The following is a 17510-nucleotide window of genomic DNA, read 5'->3' as shown; positions in this document are numbered from 1 at the left end:
CTTCCACCTGCCCTGTCCGCCGAGAGGAAACCGCTCGGAGCCGCGGCGAGCCCCTCGAACTCCCGCACCGGCGTGTCCCCGCGCCGGGTGAAGCGGATGTTCATGCCAGGCATCCTCCCTTATCCTCCCGAGGCATGACCGAACTCCAGCCCAGACTCCGCGCCATCACCGACCTGACCATGGCCGAAGCTCGCGAGGGCGGCGGCAGGCACGAGTACGACGGCGCCATCCAGGACCTGTCGCCCGAGGGCGTCAGAGCCGGGCTGGCCCGCCTGGGTGAGGGCGACGTCCCCGCCGACCCGTACGATGCGCGGCACCTGGGCGTGTTCGAGGAAAGCCTGCGCTTCCAGCTCGGCGAGCTGGAGCTGCACCGCAAGAACCCGCTGATCCACCTGTCCAACCTCGACCTGGCCTGCTACGACCGCGACTACGGCCCCGGGGCCGCGCGCGCCGCGGCCAAGGCCGCCCACCTGGCGCTCTGGCCCGACGCCGTGGCCCACGCGATCGCCTCCCTCGACCAGCTCAGCGCCCCGGTGGCGCGCTCCCTGCTCGGCGCCGTGAAGGGCCTGGCCGCCGGCGTCACCGACGAGGCGGCCCTGAAGGCGCACGCGGCGCTGGTCGCGCACGTCGAGCGCGCCGCCGAGACGGGCGACCCGGACGCCGCGCTCGGCGGCCCCGCCCTGGCCCGCCTGATGGGCGCCGCCGAGGGCCTGGACGTGGATCTGGGCAAGCTCGCCGAGCGCGCCGACGCCGAACGCGACAGGCTGCTCGCCCGGCTCACCGACGCGTGCGCGCGTCTCGGCGAACCCGGCCGTCCGCCGCTGGACGTCGTACGCGAGCTCGTCAAGCAGCACCCGGACGCCGACGGCGTGATCGAGGCGGCCAGGGCCGGCACCGAGAAGGCGATCGCGTTCACCCGCGAGAAGGACCTGGTGCCCTACCACGACGGCGAGTGCCTGGTCGGCCTCGCGCCCGAGTCGCGCCGGTGGGCGATGGCGATGATGTCGTGGAACGCCCCCGGCGAGCCGGCCGGCCCCTCCTGGTACCACATCACCCCGCCCGACCCGTCGTGGCCGGCCCAGGACGCGGAGGAGTGGCTGGAGGTCTTCAGCGACACCACGCTGCCCGCCATCAACGTGCACGAGGTGGCGCCCGGCCACTTCTCCCACGGCCTGGCCCTGCGCGCCGCCGGGTCCGACGTCCGGCGGCTGCTGCAGTCGATGTCGTTCATCGAAGGCTGGGCCCACTACGCCGAGGAACTGTGCGTCGAGGAGGGCTTCGAGGCCGACGACCCGCGGTTCGAGATCGGCGTCTGGGTGGAGGCGCTGATCCGCGTCACCCGGCTGGCCTGCGCGATCGGCGTGCACACCGGCGTCATGACGGTGGAGGACGCGGCGGCGCGGTTCGAGTCGGACACGCACCTGGCGGGGCCGGCCGCGCTGGCGGAGGCCAGGCGGGCCTCGTTCGACCCGACGTACGGCCGCTACACCTGGGGCAAGCTGGTCATCCTGGACCTTCGGGAGCGGGCGCGGCGCGAGTGGGGCGCGGCGTTCACGCTGCGGCGTTTCCACAAGGCGATGTTCGATCTGGGCTCGCCGCCGCTGGGCCTCCTCGACGCCATCCTCTGAGGCGGGGGCCGATACACTGGGATTACCGCATTCGCCTTTGGGGGGTTCTCTTCGGTGTCTGAATTCGACACGGTACTGGTCGTCGACTTCGGCGCGCAGTACGCGCAGCTCATCGCGAGGCGGGTGCGCGAGTGCCACGTCTACTCCGAGATCGTCCCGTCGACGATGCCGGTCGAGGAGATGCTGGCCAAAAAGCCCAAGGCGATCATCCTCTCGGGCGGCCCGTCGTCCGTCTACGCGGACAACGCCCCCGCCGTGCCGCACGGCCTGTTCGACACCGGGGTGCCCACGTTCGGCATCTGCTACGGGTTTCAGGCCATGGCCCAGGCGCTCGGCGGCGAGGTGGCCCGCACCGGCGTGGCCGAATACGGCGGCACCTCGCTGGAGGTCCTGCGCGAGGGCGTGATCTTCGCCGGGCTGCCGGGCAGCCAGCAGGTCTGGATGTCCCACGGCGACAGCGTCGCGGCGGCCCCCGCCGGTTTCGCGGTGACCGCGTCGACCAGCGAGACCCCGGTCGCCGCGTTCGAGCACCCGGAGCGCGGCCTCTACGGCGTCCAGTTCCACCCCGAGGTGCTGCACTCCGAGCACGGCCAGGCCGTGCTCAAGCACTTCCTCGACGCGGCCGGCTGCCGCCCCACCTGGACGATGCTCAACATCGTCGAAGACTCCGTCGAGGCCGTGCGGCAGCAGGTCGGCGACGGCCGCGCCATCTGCGCCCTGTCGGGCGGCGTCGACTCCGCGGTGGCCGCCGCCATCGTCCAGCGCGCCATCGGCAGCCGCCTGACCTGCGTGTTCGTCGACCACGGCCTGCTGCGCAAGGGCGAGGCCGAGCAGGTCGAACGTGACTTCGTCGCCGCCACCGGCGTCAACCTGCGCGTCGTCGACGCCGCCGACCGCTTCCTGAAGGCGCTGGAGGGCGTCAGCGACCCGGAGGAGAAGCGCAAGATCATCGGTCGCGAGTTCATCCGCGTCTTCGAGGACGAGCAGCGCGCCATCATGGCCGACGGCCCCGTCGACTTCCTCGTCCAGGGCACCCTCTACCCCGACGTGGTCGAGTCCGGCGGCGGCACCGGCACCGCCAACATCAAGTCCCACCACAACGTCGGCGGCCTGCCGGAAGACCTGCAGTTCAAGCTGGTCGAGCCGCTGCGCACGCTGTTCAAGGACGAGGTCCGCCGCGCCGGCGAGGAGCTCGGCCTGCCGGCCGCGATGGTCTGGCGCCAGCCGTTCCCCGGCCCCGGCCTCGCCATCCGCATCGTCGGCGAGGTCACCCGCGACCGCCTCGACCTGCTGCGCGACGCCGATGCCATCGCCCGCGAGGAACTGTCCCGGGCCGGCCTCGACCGGGAGATCTGGCAGTGCCCGGTCGTCCTGCTCGCCGACGTCCGCTCGGTCGGCGTCCAGGGCGACGGCCGTACGTACGGGCATCCGGTCGTGCTGCGGCCGGTCACGTCCGAGGACGCGATGACGGCCGACTGGGCGCGGGTGCCCTACGACGTGCTGTCGCGCATCTCCACGCGGATCACCAACGAGGTGCGCGAGGTCAACCGCGTCGTGGTCGACGTGACCAGCAAGCCCCCGGGCACCATCGAGTGGGAGTAGGCGCCGTCGCCTGAAGGGCGTGGTCCCTCGCCTACGGCTCGGGGCTGTCTCCCCAGGGACCTCCCGGCCCCTTCGACCCCGGCCTTTCGCCGGTGCGTGGCTCACACCGAACAACGCACCGATCTCCCGCTGGGCATAGCCACGCTCCCTGGGACGGCGGGCCGTCAACCGGGTGCGCGCGGTAATGCGAAAGCGCTCACCCGCCATTCTCCTCCACCGTCTCATCGGCTATCTCCTCCCGGTGTCGGAGGAGCCCTTTGGCGGTCAACTCGTTGATTTCGGCGGGCCTTGGCTGGAGCACCGCCTCCCTCCGGCGTTTTCGTGAGAGCACCCCGGCTTGAACTGTGGACCGAGCGTCAAGAAATTGTGGATTCCTGGCCAACGACTTCGCGATGGTTCCCTTGGCAGACTGCTCGATGATCTGCTTGATAGGGAGGAAAACTCGGTGAAGAAGACTCTCGGGATTCTGGTGGCGACGGTGGCCGCCGCAGGTGCGCTCACGGCGCTGTCCGGGGGCGGTGCCCAGGCGGCGAGCTCCGGCGAACTCTCAGCTCAATCGGCTTCCCGGACGAGCATCGCATGCAAGGCCCCGAAGGGCGCAAGGTCCAATTATTCGTGGGCGGACGGCGACATCAGCGTCACGGTCTACTTCAACAACCATTGTTCGCACCGCGTGTATGCGACGTTGCACATCAACAATCCGGTCGCCAACTACAGGGAGTGCTTCGTGACCAACGGTGGCACGAAGGGGAAGAAGAAGTTCAACATCGGGGCCGCTTCGACACTCACCAGAATCACCAGCGGCTGCTGACCGATCGCAGAAATCAAGGAACCCGGAAGATTGGCGATCGCGGCCCCGGGTCAGCGTGAGCGAGCCCCCGTCCCACCGCCATTGAGGCGCGTGGCACGGGGGCTCGGCCTGCTTGAGGAGGCTGACCCGGAAATCCCGAAGTGGATCTTCCCTACGGCCTGGCGCCCCCTTATCCTCGACTGGAAAGATTCTTTACTGTAGCGTCAACTCACCGGCTCACGGGGGACACCATGACACCGGTCGTCGCAGTGCTGCATGCCGAAGACATCGCCCTGGAATTCCTGTCCGTCCTGGCCCGCCATGCCGGCGACGACGTTCACGTGCTGGCCGGGGCGCGGGCCGAGCCCGTCGTCCTGCCGGGCGGCAGGCCGCTCGCCGAGCGGCTGGATCTGCTCGCGCCGCACGTCGACCCGGGCGGGAACACCGCCCCGCTCCCTGCGACGGAAACGCTCGCCGCCCGGCTGCGCGACGTGCCGGAGCCCGAGGTGTGGACGCACTCGCCCGCCGACCACCGCTCCCGCCGGGCCAGGTTCGGCAGGAGCGTCGTCCACGCCGCAGGCGTCGCCGCCTGCGCGGTGGGCGACAACCCTCACCTGCAGCTCATCGCCGATCTCGCCGTGTCCCTGGACGGCGCCCAGGCGGCGGCCAAGCTCGGCTTCGCCGCGATCCACGCCGCGCCGCTGCTGAACAGCCGGGTGGCCGACCGCCTCGTCACCACGGACCGGGTGCCGGCCGTCGAGCGCTTCGTCCGCCTGGAGCCGGGGCCGGCCGACCGGCTGTACGCGCTGACCGCCAGCCTGACCGACGACGCCGCCCAGGTGGCCGACCCGTGGGAGTTCGAGTCCTCCGCCTACGAGGGCGCCCGGCTGGACGCGACCGCCGCCTGGGTGGCCCGCTGGTGGGTCCCCGACGACGGCCCGGTCGTCGAGGTCGGAGCCTGTGAGGGCGCGCTCGCCCGGCGGCTCGTGGACAAGGGCTACACCGTGTACGCCGCCGAGCCCAACCCCGCCTTCCACGCCCGCCTGCGAACCGTGCCGGGAGTCGAGGCCACGGCCGACGGGCTGGAGGAGCTGGCCGCGGGCGGACCCGCCGGCGCGTACCTGCTGAGCGAGATGCTCTACTACGGCCAGGACCTCGACCTCCTGCACCGGCTGCCGGCGAATCTCCTGCTGATCTCGCTGGCCGCCGAGCGGCTCAACGACACGGTGTGGCCGTGGGTGCGCGAGCAGTCGGCCTGGACCGTCGCCGAACGCTGCGAGCTGGCCGCGCCCGCGCTGGAGTTCGTCTGCGACGGGCGTGCCTACCTGCGCAAACGCGGCAGCCGCGGACTGGCTCTGACGCGGACCGGGGGCCGGGCGTGAGCTTTCGCACGCTGGTGGTCTCGCCGCACTTCGACGACGCGGTCCTGTCGACGGCGGGCGTTCTGGCCGCGCTGCCGCGTCCCGCCGCGATCGTCACCGTCCACGGCGGGCCGCCCGCCACGGACTCGGGCCCGTCGGCGTGGGACCGGCTGTGCGGGTTCACCTCCACCGACGAGGCCGTACGCGAGCGGCGCGCGGAGGACGCCCGGGCCTGCACGGCGCTCGGCGTGGCGCAGATCGTGCTCGACCATCCCGACGCGCCCGCCGGCGGGACGCGGCTGAGCGGCCTGGACGACTGCCTGGCCACCCACGCCGGGCCGGACACCCAGGTCCTGCTGCCCATGGGCATCGGCAACCGCGCCCACCTCCGGGTCCGCGACCAGGCGCTGGAGACCCTGGAGCGCGCCGGCGGCCCGGCTCCGTGGCTCTACGCCGACCTGCCGTACGCGTCGGTCGTCCGCGAGTGGGGGACGGGGGCGGCCTCCCGGGCGCTCACCGAGCACCCGAGGGCGGGGGCGCCGTTGCGGACGCTGGAGTCCATCAGCCCGCACCGGGAGGAGCGGCTCGACGCGGAAGCCTGGGGCGCCAAGCGGCGGGCCATCCTCTGCTACGCCTCCCAGCTCGCCCCGCTGGCCAGCGAGTTCGGCGACATCCTGGCGCGGCCGGGCCCGCTCAACCACGAGCTGATCTGGGCCCTCCACCGCGCTCGCCGCCACGGGCACGACGGCTAGCCTGTTCGGCAGGGCAGCGGCGGTTACCGGGCCCCGGTGAGTGGGGGAGACGATGTCGGCGACGCGACTGCTGGTCCTCGGCGTGGTGCGGCTGCACGGTCAGGCGCACGGCTACCTGGTGGGCTCCGAGCTGGAGTCGTGGGAGGCCGGGCAATGGGCGGGGCTCAGGTCGGGCTCGATCTACCACGCGCTGCGGCAACTGGCCAAGGAAGGTCTCCTGGACACCAGCGAGGTCCACGAATGGCCGGGTCGCGTCGACTACGCCATCAACGAGAAGGGCGAGGCGGAGTTCCGCGGGCTGCTCAGAAGCGCCCTGAGGGTTCCCGATCGGCGTCCGGAACTGCTCGACGCCGCCCTGGTGCTGCTGCCCGCGCTGCCCGAGGAGGAGGTGATCGCGCTGCTCGACGAGCGGGTGCGCGCTCTGGAGGGTGAGCGGGCGCGGATCGTGGCCACGGCCCGGGAGGGAAAGCGCCCCAGGAGCGTGACGGAGTTGTTCGCCCTGCGCGCGGCGCAGGCGGCGGCCGAGGCGGCGTGGATCCGCGACCTGATCGGGCGGCTGGAACGCGGCGAGGAGCCGGCCTGATCGGCCGCGCACCGGTTTGACGGCAGGGAGGTGGATGAGCCATAGTTCGATACCCAAATTTGGTTACCCAAGTTTGGGTATCTCCAAGGAGTCCTATGCGCACCACGACAACGGTCCTTGTGGCGACGACCTCGGGCGGCCCCACCGGCCGGCGCGTGCCGGGCGCCGGCACCCGCCAGATGGGCGGAGCGGCGCGATGAGCCAGGAGCCGATCGACAGCCCGACCGGCTGGGTGGCCAAGCACGTCAAGGGTTACGCCGAGTCCGGCGGCGCTCGCGGTCACCTCTTCCACGGCGCCCCCACGCTGCTGATCACGACGATCGGCCGACGCTCGGGGCTTCCCCGGCGCACCGCACTCATCTACGGCCGCGACGGCGACCGCTACCTCGTGGTCGCCTCCAACGGCGGCGCCGCCGACCATCCGCTCTGGTTCCACAACCTGCTCGCTCAGCCGCAGGTCAAGGTGCAGGTCGAGGCCGAGGTGTTCGACGCCGAGGCCCGCCCGGCGGCCGAGGACGAGCGGCCCCGCCTGTGGGAGACGATGACCGGTATCTGGCCGCACTACCTCGGCTATCAGCGGAAGACGTCAAGGCGGATCCCGGTCGTGATCATCGAGCGGACGGCATCGCGCCCGGCCTGACTCCCGGGGCCGCGCGGCCCCGGGAGTGGCAGGGCTGTCAGAAGTCCGTCGTGACCGCCGCCCCCGTGAAGGCCCGCGCCCCGTGCAGGCTGACGTAGTGGTAGCCGGTCGCCGGGTTGACGACCGTCAGCGTGTGCGCGTTGCCCGTCCCCGTCGCCCGCTGCGCGTAGGACGACGTGGTGGCCCAGGAGCTTCCGCTGTAGTACAGGTCGGCGTCACCGGTGCCGCCCGACGAGGTGATGGTCAGCTTCGCCGTCCCCGCCGGCACGTACAGGTACAGGTAGGCGTAGTTCCCGGTGGACGCCGACAAACCGCTCCGCCGGCAGTCCTGCCCGAGCTGTCGCGTGTCGGAGCCGGTGCACTCAGGGGCGGAGCCGGTCGAGACCGTGACCTGCTTGCTGGTGGTCGCGGTCGCGCCCTCGTCGTCGGTGACGGTCAGACTGACCGTGTACGTGCCGGGCGACGGGAAGGTGTGAGCCGGGTTCGCCGCCGTGGAGGAGGCGCCGTCGCCGAAGTCCCACCGGCGGGAGGCGATCGTGCCGTCGGCGTCGGACGAGGTGTCGGTGAAGGCGGCGGCCAGGCCGTCCACGGTGAAGGAGAAGGCCGCCGACGGGGACTGGTTGCCGCCGCCCGAGCAGCAGGAGGCCAGCCAGGTGGACCAGTCCGAGTCGTACCGGCTGCCGATCGTGCTGGTCAGGAACGTGCGCGCGGCACTCCACCGCCCGGTCCGGTACGAGCCGAGCACGGTCGCCACGTCAGCCGGATGCCGCTCGAACATGTACCGGACGGCCAGGTACCCCCACCGGTAGATCCGGGTGGAATCGTGCGCATACGTGGTGTCCCACAGCGTCGACAGCCCGTACGTCCGCTTGGCCGCCTCGGCGATCGCCGCGTCGTACGTCAGATTCCGGTACGAGTACGACACGTACTCGGCGAAGCCCTCGATCCACCAGATCGTCGGCGTGCTGACCCCGGCCGTGAAGTCGCCGTGCATGTTGAAACGGCCGTCCAGGTAGTGGGTGTACTCGTGGTTGAGGTTCCAGATCTGGAAGCCGGGGCGCAGCCACTCGGCCTCGTACGCGATGAACCTCGGCTGGTTGCCCGCCGCCGCCGGGTCGCCCTCCAGGTACATGCCGCCGTTGTTCGTATCGATGCCGAACATCGCGCCGGCGTAGGTCTGGTAGTCGGTGCTGGAGTCGAACACCACCACCTCCAGCGTGGTGTTCCCGTCGCCGGACACCGGGCCGCTGTCACGCGCCAGGCCGTGGAAGAACGCGTCCTGCCCCGCCAGGCTGGAGCAACTGCCGCTCAGCTGCGCGGACGTCATCTGCTGGGCGCGGATCCTGATGCTGGGACTACAGGTGTGGGTGACCGGCAGCACCTCGGCCGCCAGCCGCTCCTGCAGATCGCAGATGTCGTAGTACGAGCAGTTCGCCCCGTCGTAGTAGTCGGCCATCTCCGCGACCCCGACCCACAGGGCCGACGTGGCGCCGGTGATGGAGCTGCGCCCGAGCAGGTCGCGCGCCAGCGGCCGGACCGCCGCCCGCAGGTCCGCGTACTGCAGGAAGCGGGCCAGCTCGCGGCCCGCGTTCGAGGTCAGGTACGCCCGCTCGGTGCCGAGCAGCGACAGGTGGCGTGCCGCGAACGAGCCCAGTGTGTCGAGCACCCCGTGATCGGCCCGCACGGCCGCGACGAACGCCGGCAGCTGATGCCCCCTGAACAGCACCGTGTACACGCTGTTCACCGCGTTCAGCATCGACCAGGACGCGTCGTACATGCTGTCGTAGTCGTTGAGCAGGCGCTCGACGACATACAGGTAGCGGTCGTTCTCGCCGGCGCTGTCGATCAGCGTGACCGCCTCGGCCAGCACCTCGCCGTTGGCGTCGCTGACCGTCGAAGATCGCGGGTGGGCGAAGAAGGCGTCCAGGCCGGCCCTGATGGCGCTCTTCAGCGCCTGGCCGTACGCCCCGACGTCGGCGGGGTTGTACCACTGGACGTAGTAGCCGGCCCGCAGGTAGAGAACGAGCTGGGCGGTATGGGTGCTGTTGTCGCCCGGGTAGCTCGCGCCGTTGTCGCGGAGCGCGTACGCGACAGCGGCCATCTGCGCCTCGCGGAAGGCGCCGTACGCGTCCTGGCCCGTCAGGCTGAACAGCGTGCCGACGCACTCGACGGTGGACGCCTTGATCTGCTGGACGAGTGCGCTGCCCGTGCGGCTGGTGAAGTCGCTCACGCTGCAGGCGGCCTGGGCGGCCATCGCGGTGGGTTCGCCGGGTTCGTCGTAGTCGCGCCGGAGCGCGTCCTTGGAGGCGGGCAGCGGCGCCCGGTCCTCTACGGCCAGGGGCTCCTTCCGTACGTGATCGTCGGCCGTCGCCGCCGCGACGGGCGGCGGCTCGGCCGAGGCCATGGCCATGGCCGGAGCCGCGACCGCGAAGGGCAGGAGCAGGGCGGCTAACAGGAGAAGCTTTCGCACACGAACCTCCGGAGGGGGGTATCCACTTGGATGCGAGGTCGGTCCGAGTGTGAAAGTCATCCGTGAGCGTGGGTCATACAGCCGGGCATAAGTGTTGCGTATGCCCTAATTTCTGGTCATGGACCTCGACCTCAGGCACCTCCGGATGGTCTGTGCGATAGCCGAGACGGGCAGCGTGACCAGAGCCGCCGCGCGCCTCGGTCTGTCGCAGCCCGCCATGACGAACCAGCTCAGGAAGGTCGAGGAGATCGTCGGGGGAGAGCTCTTCGTGCGCAGCCACGCGGGCGTCGAGCCAACGCCGCTGGGCCGCCAGGTCATCGCCCGGGCCAGGATCGTGCTGTCCGAAATCGACGCGCTCTTCGGCGACCTGCGCGACACCGGCGCCTCCACCGCCGGGCTCCAGCTCGGCTGCGTCCACCTGGCCTGCGTGGGCAGCGTCGTCGACCGCGTCGCCGAGGCCCTGCCCGGCCGGCCCATCTCGCTGCGGATCGAGCCCTCCGCCGTCCTGCTCGCCGACGCCCTGGCCCACGGCCGGCTCGACGCCGCGCTCATGGGCATGATCGAGGGCTTCGACGTGCCCCTGACGGCTCCCGTGGTCACGCGCACGCTGGTCCCGCGTTACCCCATCTTCGTGGCCCTGTCGGCCGGTCACCCGCTCGCCGCACTCCCGGAGATCGACCTCGCCGATCTGCGGGACGAACGCTGGATCAGCCCGCCAGGCGCCGACGACGGCTCCCTGGCCGCGCTGCGGGCCTCCTGCCGCGCCGCCGGGTTCGAACCCGACGTCCGCTACGACGCCCCCAGCGGCGCCGGCCGGCCTCTCGTCGCCGCCGGGCACGGCGTCCGCCTCGTCGACCCCACCTGGCCCGCCGCCGAAGGCACCGTCGTCCGCCCCCTGGCCGGCGAACCGCAGGTCGCCCGCCTCCTCCTGGCCTGGCGCCGCGACCGCCTCAGCACCACCGCGGCCGCCGCCGTCTATCGCGGCCTCGCCCGCGCGTTCGCGGACCACGTCGGGGACAACCCGGCCTTCACCCGCTGGTGGCGCACCCACCCGGAGGTCCATCCGCTCACCTGAGCGGACGGCCAGCGGCGGGCGCATCGGCCCGCTGTCTCACCCCAGAGCCTTCCGGCTGAGGTGCTCCCACGCCCGGTACAGCTCGGCGCGGGCCTGATCCATTTCCTGGACGATGTCGTAGGAGCGGCTGCCGACGATCAGCCGCTGGGGCGGGTCGTGCAGCGCGGCCAGCTCCATGACGACGGCGGCGGCCGTGTCCGGCTCGGGCCCGGCGTCATCGCCCCACATCTCCTCCAACTGGGCCCGCAGGGCGTCGTAGTCCGGCTGGGGAGTGGTCGCGGTCGTGCCCGTCGTGAACAGCCCGGTGGAGTAGCCGCCCATCTGCACGATGGTGACCTTGATGCCGAACTGCTCGACCTCCATCGCCAGCGCCTCGCTGACCGAGTCGAGCGCCGCCTTGCCCGCGCCGTAGTAGCCGACCGAGGCCATGCCTCCGCCGGTGCCCATCGACGTCACCTGCAGGATGCGCCCGGACCCGCGGGCCCGCAGGTGCGGGACCACCGCCTGGGCCACCCACACCGCGCCGAAGAAATTGACGTCGAGATGGGCCCGGACCTGCTCCTCGGTGGCCTCCTCCACCATGCCGTACAGCAGCCCGCCCGCGTTGTTGACCACGATGTCGAGCCCGCCGAAGGCCGCCACGGCGCGGTCCACGCCCTCGTGCACGGCCTGGCGGTCGGAGACGTCGAGCGACATGGGCAGCAGGTCGTCCGGATACGCGGCGGCGAGGTCCGCGAGCGGCTCGACATCGCGGGCGGTGGCCACGACCTTGTCGCCGGCGGCCAGCGCGGCCTCGGTGAACGCCCTGCCCAGCCCACGGGAACCACCGGTGATGAACCACACTTTGGCGGTCGTCATGACGCGTCAACTCCTCAATCTAGGACGAGACGTCTCGTCTCGCTACGAGCTTCAGTGTGGGGGCGGGGACTCATCCTGTCAAGACGAGACGTGCCGTCTCGGAGCGGTGGTAGCCTGAGCCCCATGCCCGAGACCAGGAAGCCGAACCCCGCCCGCCGCAGCGAGCGGTCACGGCAGGCGATCCTCGACGCCGCCCGCGAGCTGATCTCCGAGATGGGGTACGCGAAGGTCTCCATCGAGGCCATCGCGGCACGGGCCGGGGTCGGGAAGCAGACGATCTACCGCTGGTGGCCGTCGAAGGGCGCCGTGGTCTTCGACTCCTTCCTGGCCCTCAGCCAGGACCCCGAGGGCGAGGGCATGGCGCTGCCCGACACGGGAGACCTGGAGGCCGACCTCAAGCTGGTCATGCGGGCGACGGTGGCCGAGCTGGCCGACCCGGCCTTCGAGGCGCCGATCCGGGCGCTCAACCTGGAGATCATCAACGACCCCGACCTCGCCGCCCAGTATCGCGAGAAGCTCGCGGACCCCGTGGACGAGGTCAAGAAGGAGCGGCTGCGCAGCGCCCAGCGGGCCGGCCAGCTCGACGCCGACGCCGACCTCGACCTGGTGCTCGAAGTGCTCTACGCGCCCCTCCACCATCGGTGGCTGCACCGCTCGGGGCCGCTGACCGCCGGCTACGCCGACGCGCTCGTCGACGCCACGCTCAGAGCCTTCCGGCCGGCCGGTGAGATCACTCCGGGTAGCTGACCCCGGCCTCCAGCTTCTTGCCCCGCAGCAGCGTCGGCACCGTGACCAGGTGGTAGCCGCGCTTCTTCAGCTCCTTGACGATCCCGGGCATGGCCTTGACCGTCGCCGGGACCGTGTCGTGCATGAGGATGACGCCGTCGCGCTCGGCCAGCCGCAGCACCGCGGCCTTGATCTTCTTGGCGTCGCGCAGGTCCCAGTCGAGGGTGGTGCCCGTCCACAGCACCTCCGCCAGGTCCTCCTGGGCGGCCAGGTAGCGCACCCGGTCGTCGGTGTGCCCGTACGGCGGCCGGAACATCGCCGGAGCCCGGCCGACGGCCTTCTCGATGGCCTCCTGGGCGGCGGCGAGCTCGTCGAGGATGTCGTCGTCGAACAGCGTCGGCAGCGACGGGTGCGAATAGGTGTGGTTGCCGATCGCGTGCCCCTCGCGGGCGGCCCGCCTGGCGATCGCCGGACGCTCCTCCACAGCCTTGCCGACCAGGAAGAAGGTGGCCTTGACCCGCTCCTTCTTCAGCAGGTCGAGCAGGGCCGGGGTGGTCTTGCCCGGCCCGTCGTCGAACGTGAGCGCCAGGCACTTGACCTTGGCACAGTCGGTCTTCGCCTGAGCGGCGGCAGCGGGGGCGCCGGTGACCGACAGCGAGACGGCGAGCAAGCCCTGAATCAGCACATGCCCAACTGTATCGCCGCGATCACCCGCCCAGCCGGGCCCGCAAGAACAGTGTTACGCCTTTGCATGATTTGACCGGCAGGTACCGTTCGGCCATCACCACGGCCGACAGCCCCGCGTTCACGGCGAACGGCAGTTTGCGCAGGTCACTGCCCGTCGAGCCGCGCCGATGCCGGGCGACCAGCGGGCGCAGCAGAACGTTCCAGCTCCACAGTCGCTCCACCCGCAGCCCCGCCTTCTCCACCACGGTGACCAGCGAGGCGCGGTCGTAGCGGCGCAGGTGGCCGACCGCGTCGTCGTGCTCGGACCACAGCGACATGTCGCACGGCACCGCGATCAGCGCGTGCCCGCCGGGCCGCAGCACCCGCGCCATCTGCTCGGTGACCAGGTAGTCCTCCTCGACGTGCTCCAGCACGTCGAACGCGGTCACCAGGTCGACGCTGGCCGACTCCACCGGCGGCCAGCGGGCGTCGGCGACCATGGCGCGCAGCCCGCGCTGCCTGGCGACCTCCACGGCCTCCTCCGAGCAGTCGGTCGCGGTCGCGTCCCAGCCCTCCTCCACCAGCACCCGCGTGTTGCCGCCGCCCGCCGCGCCCAGGTCGAGCGCCCGGCCGGGACGGCCGGACCGGGCCAGCCTGCGCAGCTCGCCGCGCAGGATCGCGCGCCGCTCCCGATACCACCAGTGGGTCTGCTCCAGCGCGACGAGCTGCCTGATCTCCGTGACGTCCACAATGCATCAACTCCGTGTGCGGGCGAAAACCCAGCGGTCGAGGGCGATGAAGCGCAGCAGGGTGAGCACGCCGTAGGTGGCGACGACGGCGGCGACCTCGAACAGCCGCCCCGCCGCCGGCGCCAGTCCCACCACCACCGCGGTGGTGACGGCGTAGTTCGACAGGAACACCGCCGCCGCCCGCAGATGCATCCCGGTACGCTTGCCGCCCCGCCGCCCGAACGTCCAGCGGCGATTGGCCTCGGTGTTGACCACCCCGGTGAGCACGAGCGCGGCCAGGTTGCACAGCGCCGGCTCCAGCACCTCCCTGAGCGGCAGGTAGAGCAGCGCGTACAGGACCGTGGTGAACGCCCCGACGGCGGCGAACTTCACCAGTTTGGCCACCTTCGGCTCGGCCACCACGGCGTCCGGGTGGACGGGCGCGAGCTCGGCCGGCCGGGCCACGTCGACCGCCGCCCGCCCGGTGGACATCGACCAGGTCAGCCGGGCCAGCCCCTTCAGGTCGGCCACGGCCGTGCGGACCACCCGGACCCGCGAGTCCAGGTCCTCCACCCAGTCGACCGGCACCTCGTGCACGCGCAGCCCGTTGTGCTCGGCCAGCAGCAGCAGCTCGGTGTCGAAGAACCAGGCGTCGTCCTCGATCCGGTCCATCAACGGCCTGACCACGTCCGCCCGCGCCGCCTTGAACCCGCACTGCGCGTCGCTGAACCGGGCCCCGAAGCCGAGCCTCAGCAGCGCGTTGTAGCCGCGCGAGATGACCTCCCGCTTGACCGAGCGGCGGGTGCGGGCGGTGTGCGCGAGCCGGGTGCCGATGGCGATCTCGGAGTGGCCGCTGGCCAGCGAGGCCACCATGGGGAACAGCGCGCCGAGCCCGGTGGACAGGTCCACGTCCATGTACGCGACGATGTCGGCCGGGCTGTCACGCCAGGCCGCCTTCAACGCCGCGCCGCGACCGGCGATCTCCAGCCGCCTGGCGTGCACCCGGCCGTGCTGCGAGGCCAGCGCCTGGGCGATCTGCCAGGTGGAATCGGTGCTGCCGTTGTCCACGATCGTGATGCGCCACGGCATCGGGAAGGAGCCGTCCAGGAACTCGGCGAGCGTGCGCACGCAGCCGGGCAGCGCGCGTTCCTCGTTGTAGACGGGAATGACGATGTCGACGGTCGCGAGCCTGGCCGGCGCGTCGACGACGGTGCCTGCGCGCAAGCGCGTGTCCATGGGTTCCCCTCGTCGCTGGTCCTGGGGAAAATGGTGTTCGCGCGGGACGGATATGGCCGGTTGATTTCCGCGCACCGGGCACGGACCAGGCCAGGTCTTTACCTGGCGATCACCTCGTAGACGGCGCACTCGCCCATCCGGAACCTCAACCGCGCGAACCGCCCGACGTCCGGCGTCTCCCGCACTCCCTCCACGAACAACCACTTGACCCCATATTTCTGGGCCAGTCGCCCGATGGTCTGTTCCGACGGCGTCTGGAAGGCCGCGTCGTTCACCGCCAGCCGCAACGGGTCGGCGAACCCGATCCGCAGGTACGACTCCGTGGTCTCCGGCGTGCGCGCCAGCGTGCTCCCCGCGTAGGCCCACCCCTCGACCAGCACCCGCCGCTCGCTGTAGGCCGACACCCAGTAGTGCCTGCTGTCGCAGTGCCGCCGCACCGTCGGCCGGCAGTGCAGGTTGGTGGCCACCACGTCGCCGGGCCCGGAATGCTCCCGCAGCCACCGCGCCGCCTCCACGCCCCCTTCCGGGATCATCGGCTGGGACCCACCGCTCGGGCCCACCTGCCGCACCGCCCTGTCCGCCGCCGCCGGCACCGTGAAGCCGCACGCCAGCGCCACCAGCACCACCGCGACCGGCTTGCGCCACACCGCCAGCGCCGCCGCCACGACGACCAGCACACCCCCCAGCACCAGGTACGGCAGCGCGACGTCGGCCGGCCGCAGTCCCCGCACCGGCATCTCGACGCCGAACTCCGCCGCCACCAGAACCGCCAGCCCCGCCCCCGCGGCCAGCGCGCCCGCGGCCACCCGCCACGCCCCAGGAAAGGCCCGCAGCAGCACCCCGGCCCCCGCCACCGCCACGATCGCCAGGTACGGCTTCGCGCTGGTCAGGAAGTAGAGCTGCGAAGCGGCCGGATGCCCGAGCACCAGCACCGCCCCGACCCCGGCCACCCCGATCCCGCCCAGCAGCAGAACCCCCGGATCGCACAGAGCCGCCCACCGCCCACCGGCACCCGCGCCACCGGGCGGCGGATCGTCCCCCGGGACCGGGCGTACGAAGAACCCCGCGATGCCCGCCCACACGCCCGCCAGGACGGCCACGTACAGCGCGGCGAGCGCGAGGGCGAGCCCGAGCGGCAGCGCCGCCATCTCCGGGTCGCTCAGCTCGGCCGCCGCCCGCCACAGCCGCCGCATCGTGTCGAGCGGCGTCACCGTCATGCCCTGGGACCCGTGCGCGAACAGCACGAACTGCGCGATCAGCAGCCCCGCCACGGCGAACCCGCCGGCGGCCAGCGCGGGCCGGTGCACCCGCCGGTCCGTCAGCAGCCGCACCACCAGCACCAGCCCCAGCCCGGCCACGAGCAGCGGCAGGTACGTCGCCTTGGCCCCGGTGAGCGCGAGCAGCAGCACCCCCACCACGACCCACCGCCCACGCCCGCCCCGCAGGAGCCCGACCAGCGCCAGGGCCACCGGCGCGAACAGCAGCGCGCCCAGCGTCTGCGTGGGGCTCAGCCAGGCGCCGAACGGCGACGCCGCCGGGAACAGCTCCCCGCCCGCGTGCAGGGCCGGCGAACAGGCCAGGCAGGTGGCCACCACGGACTCGATGCCCACCCAGGGCCGCCCCGCCAGCCGCCACCCGGTCACCGCGAGCAGCACCATGGTGGCCGCCAGCATGGGCAGCACCGCCAGCCGGTAGAGCAGCGTCTGCGGCTCGATCCCGGTCACCCAGCTCGTCGCGGCCATCTCCGCATAGACGAACCAGTGGTAGGACAGCGGCTCACCCAGCACCGCGGGGAACTGCGGCGGCATGTGGTGCCGGAGCTCGCCCACGAGGGCCAGGTGGTAGGGCATGTCGACGTAGGGTCCGGCGTTGCCCGGCCAGGTCAGCCCGTGCGTCGGGTAGAACTGCCGGGCGCTCCAGGCGAGCAGGTAGCCGACGATGCCCGACATGGCCCACGCCCACCACAGCGGCACCCGTACGCCCGAGCCGCGCCAGTGCCGTCGCAGCCGGGGCACGGCCAGGAACGCCACCACGGTCACCACCGGCCAGGCGACCACCGCCATCGGCGCCCCGAGCGCCCGCGCCGGCAGGTAGACCAGCACCTCGATCGCGTAGCCCAGCGCCAGCCCGGCCGCCAGGTCGGCGGGGAGCGATCCGCCCCCCGGCCCCAGCGCCCGCCAGAGCAGCACCCCGGGCAACATCACCCCGAGGCTGATGTATCCGCCGAATGCGCCGAGGTCCCGCAGCGGCACTCCGAACCGCCACAGCACCACCACCGCGGCCACGGTCACCAGCCCCGCCGGCACCCAGCCGAACCCCCGCCGGGCCTTCGCGGCGGGTAGCACCGGCATCCTGGACAGTGCGACCGTCATGGCGCCCCCTCAGCGCGAAACCT

General features: G+C 72.1%; 15 protein-coding genes. 9 read left to right on the top strand and 6 right to left on the bottom strand.

Going from position 1 to position 17510, the window contains the following annotated elements:
- The first annotated feature begins 134 nt into the window (after positions 1 to 134).
- From ADY59_RS14380 to ADY59_RS14350, 7 genes are all read left to right on the top strand, one after another.
- A complete protein-coding gene (locus ADY59_RS14380) occupies positions 135 to 1628 on the top strand; it encodes a DUF885 family protein (RefSeq protein ID WP_049562362.1) in 1494 nt (497 codons plus the stop codon).
- Between the two features lie 54 nt (positions 1629 to 1682).
- Positions 1683 to 3230, top strand: coding sequence for a glutamine-hydrolyzing GMP synthase (gene guaA, locus ADY59_RS14375; protein WP_156325500.1), 1548 nt, complete (start codon positions 1683 to 1685; stop codon positions 3228 to 3230).
- Positions 3231 to 3675: 445 nt separating this feature from the next.
- A complete protein-coding gene (locus ADY59_RS14370) occupies positions 3676 to 4041 on the top strand; it encodes a hypothetical protein (protein WP_049562358.1) in 366 nt (121 codons plus the stop codon).
- A 230-nt stretch (positions 4042 to 4271) separates the two neighbouring features.
- Positions 4272 to 5402 carry a hypothetical protein gene (locus tag ADY59_RS14365; protein ID WP_049562356.1) on the top strand — a complete coding sequence of 377 codons (1131 nt, stop codon included), beginning with the start codon at positions 4272 to 4274 and terminating at the stop codon, positions 5400 to 5402.
- A complete protein-coding gene (locus ADY59_RS14360) occupies positions 5399 to 6133 on the top strand; it encodes a PIG-L deacetylase family protein (RefSeq protein ID WP_053174755.1) in 735 nt (244 codons plus the stop codon). Before ADY59_RS14365 ends, ADY59_RS14360 begins: the two co-directional genes overlap by 4 nt.
- Before the next feature lie 52 nt (positions 6134 to 6185).
- Positions 6186 to 6716 carry a PadR family transcriptional regulator gene (locus tag ADY59_RS14355; RefSeq protein ID WP_049562355.1) on the top strand — a complete coding sequence of 177 codons (531 nt, stop codon included), beginning with the start codon at positions 6186 to 6188 and terminating at the stop codon, positions 6714 to 6716.
- A 196-nt stretch (positions 6717 to 6912) separates the two neighbouring features.
- Complete coding sequence (locus ADY59_RS14350; protein ID WP_049562353.1) at positions 6913 to 7356, top strand: nitroreductase family deazaflavin-dependent oxidoreductase; 444 nt, start codon at positions 6913 to 6915, stop codon at positions 7354 to 7356.
- A 37-nt stretch (positions 7357 to 7393) separates the two neighbouring features.
- Here ADY59_RS14350 and ADY59_RS14345 read toward each other — a convergent pair whose 3' ends face one another.
- On the bottom strand, positions 7394 to 9826 hold the full coding sequence (locus ADY59_RS14345; RefSeq protein WP_231618713.1) for a collagenase: 2433 nt from the start codon (positions 9824 to 9826) through the stop codon (positions 7394 to 7396).
- Positions 9827 to 9944: 118 nt separating this feature from the next.
- On the opposite strand from ADY59_RS14345, the gene ADY59_RS14340 reads away from it, so the two are divergent.
- Complete coding sequence (locus ADY59_RS14340) at positions 9945 to 10901, top strand: LysR family transcriptional regulator (RefSeq protein ID WP_049562350.1); 957 nt, start codon at positions 9945 to 9947, stop codon at positions 10899 to 10901.
- A 36-nt stretch (positions 10902 to 10937) separates the two neighbouring features.
- Here ADY59_RS14340 and ADY59_RS14335 read toward each other — a convergent pair whose 3' ends face one another.
- Positions 10938 to 11759: an SDR family NAD(P)-dependent oxidoreductase gene (locus tag ADY59_RS14335; RefSeq protein WP_049562348.1), complete on the bottom strand. Its 822-nt coding sequence runs from the start codon at positions 11757 to 11759 to the stop codon at positions 10938 to 10940.
- 123 nt (positions 11760 to 11882) lie between these two features.
- Here ADY59_RS14335 and ADY59_RS14330 point away from each other — a divergent pair, with 123 nt between their 5' ends.
- On the top strand, positions 11883 to 12506 hold the full coding sequence (locus ADY59_RS14330; protein WP_049562347.1) for a TetR/AcrR family transcriptional regulator: 624 nt from the start codon (positions 11883 to 11885) through the stop codon (positions 12504 to 12506).
- Here ADY59_RS14330 and ADY59_RS14325 read toward each other — a convergent pair.
- From ADY59_RS14325 to ADY59_RS14310, 4 genes are all read right to left on the bottom strand, one after another.
- A complete protein-coding gene (locus ADY59_RS14325; RefSeq protein WP_053174752.1) occupies positions 12490 to 13170 on the bottom strand; it encodes a polysaccharide deacetylase family protein in 681 nt (226 codons plus the stop codon). The genes ADY59_RS14330 and ADY59_RS14325 overlap by 17 nt on opposite strands.
- A gap of 22 nt (positions 13171 to 13192) precedes the next feature.
- Positions 13193 to 13900 carry a class I SAM-dependent methyltransferase gene (locus ADY59_RS14320; protein WP_049562345.1) on the bottom strand — a complete coding sequence of 236 codons (708 nt, stop codon included), beginning with the start codon at positions 13898 to 13900 and terminating at the stop codon, positions 13193 to 13195.
- Between the two features lie 6 nt (positions 13901 to 13906).
- Positions 13907 to 15115, bottom strand: a complete 1209-nt coding sequence (locus tag ADY59_RS14315; RefSeq protein WP_049562344.1) for a glycosyltransferase — start codon at positions 15113 to 15115, stop codon at positions 13907 to 13909.
- Between the two features lie 98 nt (positions 15116 to 15213).
- Positions 15214 to 17487 carry a hypothetical protein gene (locus tag ADY59_RS14310; protein WP_049562343.1) on the bottom strand — a complete coding sequence of 758 codons (2274 nt, stop codon included), beginning with the start codon at positions 17485 to 17487 and terminating at the stop codon, positions 15214 to 15216.
- Positions 17488 to 17510 lie beyond the last annotated feature (23 nt).

It is taken from the genome of Nonomuraea sp. SBT364, assembly GCF_001083785.1.
Lineage (GTDB): Bacteria > Actinomycetota > Actinomycetes > Streptosporangiales > Streptosporangiaceae > Nonomuraea.
This window is presented reverse-complemented; position numbering and strand designations above follow the sequence as displayed.

Excerpts from the sequence above, each read along its gene's own strand:
- ADY59_RS14380 (WP_049562362.1), top strand. The coding sequence starts at position 135 with ATGACCGAACTCCAGCCCAGACTCCGCGCCATCACCGACCTGACCATG.
- ADY59_RS14365 (WP_049562356.1), top strand. The coding sequence starts at position 4,272 with ATGACACCGGTCGTCGCAGTGCTGCATGCCGAAGACATCGCCCTGGAA.
- ADY59_RS14355 (WP_049562355.1), top strand. The coding sequence starts at position 6,186 with ATGTCGGCGACGCGACTGCTGGTCCTCGGCGTGGTGCGGCTGCACGGT.
- ADY59_RS14350 (WP_049562353.1), top strand. The coding sequence starts at position 6,913 with ATGAGCCAGGAGCCGATCGACAGCCCGACCGGCTGGGTGGCCAAGCAC.
- ADY59_RS14340 (WP_049562350.1), top strand. The coding sequence starts at position 9,945 with ATGGACCTCGACCTCAGGCACCTCCGGATGGTCTGTGCGATAGCCGAG.
- ADY59_RS14335 (WP_049562348.1), bottom strand. The coding sequence starts at position 11,759 with ATGACGACCGCCAAAGTGTGGTTCATCACCGGTGGTTCCCGTGGGCTG.
- ADY59_RS14330 (WP_049562347.1), top strand. The coding sequence starts at position 11,883 with ATGCCCGAGACCAGGAAGCCGAACCCCGCCCGCCGCAGCGAGCGGTCA.
- ADY59_RS14315 (WP_049562344.1), bottom strand. The coding sequence starts at position 15,115 with ATGGACACGCGCTTGCGCGCAGGCACCGTCGTCGACGCGCCGGCCAGG.
- ADY59_RS14310 (WP_049562343.1), bottom strand. The coding sequence starts at position 17,487 with ATGACGGTCGCACTGTCCAGGATGCCGGTGCTACCCGCCGCGAAGGCC.